This is a genomic window from Actinosynnema sp. NPDC037264 (genome assembly GCF_055603705.1).
The window spans coordinates 1-5,267 of record NZ_JBVJVK010000114.1; the positions used below are offsets into that span (position 1 = coordinate 1).

Consider the following 5,267-nt stretch of genomic DNA (forward strand, 5'->3'; position numbering starts at 1 on the left):
GAACTCGGCCGCTTTGGTCAGTTCGACCGCCGACGAGCCGGCGAGGCTCAGTGCGCGCCGGGTGTTGTCCTGCGCGTGGAAGCGCAGGTTCTCCAGGTGGCCGGAGAGCTCCAGGAAAAGCCCCTGACCCAGGTCGTCGACCTGGTTGTGCTCCAGTGCCTTCAGGTGCGCGGCGATGCCGGAGCTCTGGCGCTGCACGAGCCCGCCCAGCAGCTCGACGGCCTTAGGTGCGACCTTGAAGAAGTCCCCCACAGCCAGATCATGGCACAGCGGCGACAGCGCCTGCGCGTGCAGCACCGGATCACCGCCCGGTGCTCTAACCGCAGGTCGGGTCGTGCGGCCGGCTCTTGGCACCCCACAGGGCCGCTCCGGTCTTCCCGCACGGCGGGAGACATGATCGCGGAGCCGAGCGTGTTCTCCACCTGCTCCCGCCGCGTGACCAGGTCCGACATCACGCACCAGCACGTCGGCGAAGGCGTCGTAGTGGCCGAGCACGGCCCCGTGACCCACGATCGCGCGTTTGTAGACGCCGTCCAAGTCGACCCCGACGTGGCCGTACGCGACGAGGCGTGCGCGGGGTCGTCCTCGCGGCAGATGGCATCGCCCGCGGTGAACGGGATCTCGTCAGGCCGGACTCGTAGGCGCTGTGCGCGCTGCCCCAGTGGTAGGGATTGGTGCCGGCGTAGGTGGCGACCTCCCGGTCGGACCAGGTCTCCGCCTCGCGGCCGAGCGACGCGCCCAGCAGCATCACCAGGACCGGCTTGCGGTGGGACTTCCCCATGCTCCGGCACGCCGACGCGCGGCGGCTGCTGCCACCGGAGCGCCCCTGCCCCGCTCCCCATCGCCCGCCGGATCCAAGCCGACGCCCGACTCCTTGGAGGCCCGCGTCGAAGCCGCCGCGGGTGCGGCCCCGATTCCGCCGCGGAACACGGGTTGACCTGGAGCGCGCTCCAGCCACTAGCGTCGCGGCCGTCGATGGCGGAGCAGGTGGAGAACGGAGCACGACGTGCGACTGGGTGTGCACATCAACCGGTTCAACCAGGGTGCGGCGCGGCTCGGTCCCGAGTTGGCCGCCGCCGGCGCGGCGGCCGAGGAGGCCGGGGTCGCGTGGCTGTCGGTCATGGACCACTTCTTCCAGATGGAGCACAACGACGCCGCCGAGGACCCGATGCTGGAGAGCTACACCACGCTCGGGTTCCTCGCCGCGCACACCTCCACCGTCCGCCTCGGCGCGCTCGTCACCGGCGTCACCTACCGCCACCCCGGCCTGCTGGCGAAGAACGTCACCACGCTGGACGTGTTGTCGGGCGGTCGCGCGACCCTGGGTATCGGCGCCGCCTGGTACGAACGCGAGCACCAAGGGCTGGGCGTGCCGTTCCCGCCGTTGGGCGAGCGCTTCGAGCGCCTGGAGGAAGCGCTGCGGATCTGCCTGCGGATGTGGGACCCGGCGGACAACGGCCCGTTCGAGGGCGAGCACTACCGGCTGGCCGAGACCCTGTGCGTGCCCGCGCCGGTGAGCTCGCCGCACCCCGAGGTCATGATCGGCGGCAACGGCGAGCGGAAGACCTTGCGACTGGTCGCCCGCTACGCCGACGCCTGCAACCTCCTGCTCGCGTCACCCGCCGAGGCGCCGCACAAGCTCGACGTGCTGCACCGGCACTGCGACGACCTGGGTCGCGACTACGACGCCATCCGCAAGACCGTGGTGCACCTCGGGGACCTGCCCGAGGACGCCGAGGCGTGTGCCCAGACCGTGGCGGGCTACGCGGGCATGGGCATCGACACCGTCATCCTGCGATCGCCGGACGGCGACCAGGCGGCGTGGATCGAGCGGGTGATCGCCCCGACCACCGGCCGCCTGGCCGAACTCGCCTGACGGGTCACGACCGCCGAGGGGCGGCGGCAACGCCGCCCCCGACGCTTACGGACGTCAGCGGCGGGGTTCGATCTTCAGGTCGCCCGCGGTCACCGCGCGGACGTGGTCGCCGGCGAGCGGGTCGTGCGGGTAGCCGAGGACGGGACGCGTCGTGCGGGAGGTCGCCGCGGAGCAGGACCGCACGCCCGGGCCAGGTCACCCTGGCGTGGACCCCGCGGAACCCGGCCGTGGCCGAGCCCTGCCGAGGCCTCCAGCGAGGAATGACCGAGTTCGACGAGCACTTCGACAAGCGCAAGGTTGGACTCGGCTCCTGCGGGCGCCCCTACAGCACGCCCTGCCAGCACGAACACGCCTGCTTAACCGAAATGATCTTGATGTTGATCACAGTTCCACTCGACGGACCTTCGTTACGGAGCGTTACCGGAATCTGACGACAGCGTGAGGCTTGGGCGTGTCGCGGCCCCCATGCACGATGAAGGGATGCCGTCGGTGGGGATCGTTTGCGATGATGCCCCGGTGGACCAGGTGGTGGTTGGTCGAGATGGGCACGCCCTCATCCTGCGCGATGTCGTCCGCGGAAGCGGAGGGGAGATCTGGTCCGTGGACGTCGAGGTCGTCGACGCCGGACTGCGCGCCGAGTCGACTGTGACGTCCCACTATGCCGTGGGCTTCGACGATCTCGTCGAGTTCTTCGCCGGAATGATGGAAAGCTGGCGCGGGTGGGACGGCGACCGGGTTTACGAGTCTCTTGAGCATGAACTCCGGCTCGTGGGACAACATCTCGGGAGCAGAGTCCGCATAGGTGTCGAACTAGCCCAGGCGTCCGATCCCGACGGCTGGTGCGTCCGAGCGACCTTCACGGTGGACGCAGGTGAACAACTCAGCACCGCCGCCCATGACCTCGCGACGCTCCTCGGACCACATCCCTGAACATCGGCGACGCACCGGTCATTTGCGTAGGTTGGATCATCCGAGAGCAGAGTGGAAGTCGGGAATTCCCAGATGGACTGACGTTTGTGGGTCGTCATCGCGCGCATGGCTTCGAGTTCCTGGACGGCGGCTATCGTGGTCTCGATCGCGGCGACTTCCCCCAGCCAGCCCTGCTCTTTGGCCTCCTGTAGGCGGTCGACGAGGTTGACGTGGATCTCTTCCAGTCGCGGCAATCGGGTCGGGTCAACCCGAAGGAGTGGGCACCTGACACAGGCTTCTCTGAACTGACGTCGGTGCACTCAAACGACGACCGCCGGCCGTCCGAGATCGGCAGAACGAGCTGTCTGCGGCGTGTAAGGATGTCGTGGGAGGTCAGATGGAGCCACAAGCGCGGCGCAGGTACGACGTCGTTCACTGCTCGGTGGTCGGCCATGCTCGGTACGGGCTTCTGGTCGAATCCGAGGACGGCGAGCACGGATTCGTGGACAGCTCGTACATCACGGACAAGCCGGGCGAGCCGTGGCCCGCAGTGGGTCGGCGGTTGCGGTGCGTGGTCTTGGGCTATACGAAGGACGGCAGGCTCCGAGTCGCGGCGACGCCCCTGTACGTCGAGATGGTGGCCGCAGCAGACGACCCTGTGACGGCAGTGGATGAGTGGAGTCTGCTGACGGGTAGGGGGCGGCGGCACGAGTGAAGTGTCCGCCCCCGTCCGGCATGCCAGTGCATTGTGTGTCGTCAGCTCTGCGTTGATGTGGATGTTGTTCGGCCGGCGAGTGAGGTGAAGGCGGGCATGCCGAGCGCGACCGCGCCGGTGGGGCGTTGGAGCGCGGTGTCAATCTGGGAGATCTTGTCTCTGGCTCCCGTCAGGCTGACTTGCGGTCCTTCGACCTCCCCGAGCCATCCTTCGCGTTTGGCCTCGATAACACGGGCCTCCAGATTGTCACGGATCTCCTCCAGCCGTGATCGTTGCGCCGGGTCAGGCCGTGGTAGTGAACACCTGACGCAAGCATGCTCATGGACGCAAGGCGATCCGAATGCTCGCGCGCAGATCCCGACGGACACCTTCTGTTTTTCGAAGTGTGCGAAGAAGGAGTCCCGTTCTGGATCGGTCGGGGTCCGAGTTCTGGGCTCACGAGCAGAAGTCGCTCCGTGTCGGTCTTGGACGGCGCGATCTGGAGCAGCGGCACGAGTTCGCCGGTGGAGGGCAGGCGGTATTCGGTGATGCTGTGGTGGCTCAGCTCCAGCATCTCCTCGCAGCGGATCCCGGTCAGGCGCAGGACTTCGATGGTGAAGAAGGACCAGAACGCCTCCTCGTCCTCGAAGGACAGGTTGCGCCGCTTGCCGGTGGTCGTGTCCTCGGCCCAGACGTGCCGGCCGATGGATGTGGGGGCGATCGCCCTGCGCAGCGCGCCGTCGGTACCGGGGATCGGTGGGCCGGGCCGGGTGTCCTGGGCTGCCCGCAGCCGTCGCTCCGCGGCGAGGCGGCGTTCGTGGGCCGTTCGTGCCAGAACGGGCAGGACGGGCAGGACGGGCAGCCGCTCGCGGGTGCGCTGGTCCATGCGGGCCTTGCGGTGCTTGAGTTCCTTGGCGCGGCCGATCTCGGCGTCGCTGATCGGGCAGGACACGGCCCACGGCGCCCAGTGGGCGATGTCCAGGTAGAAGGCCCGCACCCGGAGCAACTCGTCCTTGGCGTTGATGCGAGGGCTGGAGATCTCGATCTGCTCGCCGGCGGCGTTGGTGGTGATGCGTTTCTTCGTGCTCAGGTCCTCCTTCCAAGCCCGCATCGTCCCCGGTGGCAGGCGCAGCGTGTCGATGCCCGGCGCGAGGGCCTCGATCCGGGCCCAGAACAGGCCGGCCAGGGTCCGGGAGATCGCATCGATACTGGCGAAGTCCAGAGACGGCTGCCGTTCCCGCAGGTAGTCCACGATCAGGTCACGGACCGGCCCGCACCGCAGCGGATAGCGGTCCACCAACTCCTCGATGCTCAGCCGGCCCGCCGCCAGCCCGAAGGCGCGGACCGTGTGGGGTGCGTCCTCGGGGAAGATGCCCAGCGCACGCAGCCGCAGGCAGAAGTCGACCTTCTTCTGGCCGCCGCGCACGTGCACGCGGCGTTGTGTGTCGGCCAGCTCGACGCAGTCGCCGACGGTGGACTCGTGTCCGGTGAACAGCAACGCAATGGACAGCCCGCGGCCTCGGTGTCGGACACTCCATCGGTGGCGCAGAGCCGGGAGATCACGTCGTCGCCGGGGTCGGACCGCTTGCGGAGTGATCCAGGCCGCCCACCCCGACTGAACGACCTCGCCACGACGCCGGGCCGGCGGTTCACCCAGGCGCGAATTGTCCACTGAGGACGCACCGGTGTGGGGGGGGGGGGGGGGGGGGGGGGGGGGGGGGGGAGGGGAGGGGGGGGGGGGGGGGAGAGGACACACCCGGCGATAGCGCGGGGGGTGGGGAGGGTAGC

At 69.0% G+C, this 5,267-nt stretch carries 5 protein-coding genes; 2 read left to right on the forward strand and 3 right to left on the reverse strand.

The window, feature by feature from the left end:
• A partial coding sequence (locus ACZ7GX_RS45015) for a hypothetical protein (RefSeq protein WP_498786805.1) occupies positions 1–297 on the reverse strand: 297 nt, incomplete at its 3' end.
• A 709-nt stretch (positions 298–1,006) separates the two neighbouring features.
• Between ACZ7GX_RS45015 and ACZ7GX_RS45020 the strand changes: the two genes are divergently transcribed.
• Entirely contained in the window at positions 1,007–1,876 is an 870-nt protein-coding gene (locus ACZ7GX_RS45020) for an LLM class F420-dependent oxidoreductase (protein WP_498786806.1), read from the forward strand.
• Between the two features lie 54 nt (positions 1,877–1,930).
• Here ACZ7GX_RS45020 and ACZ7GX_RS45025 read toward each other — a convergent pair whose 3' ends face one another.
• The gene (locus ACZ7GX_RS45025) at positions 1,931–2,059 is read right to left on the reverse strand and encodes a hypothetical protein (RefSeq protein WP_498786807.1); all 129 of its coding nucleotides are present in this window, start codon (positions 2,057–2,059) and stop codon (positions 1,931–1,933) included.
• A 333-nt stretch (positions 2,060–2,392) separates the two neighbouring features.
• On the opposite strand from ACZ7GX_RS45025, the gene ACZ7GX_RS45030 reads away from it, so the two are divergent.
• Positions 2,393–2,806: a DUF6228 family protein gene (locus ACZ7GX_RS45030; protein ID WP_498786808.1), complete on the forward strand. Its 414-nt coding sequence runs from the start codon at positions 2,393–2,395 to the stop codon at positions 2,804–2,806.
• 863 nt (positions 2,807–3,669) lie between these two features.
• Here ACZ7GX_RS45030 and ACZ7GX_RS45035 read toward each other — a convergent pair.
• Entirely contained in the window at positions 3,670–4,977 is a 1,308-nt protein-coding gene (locus ACZ7GX_RS45035; RefSeq protein ID WP_498786809.1) for a hypothetical protein, read from the reverse strand.
• Positions 4,978–5,267: the final 290 nt, after the last annotated feature.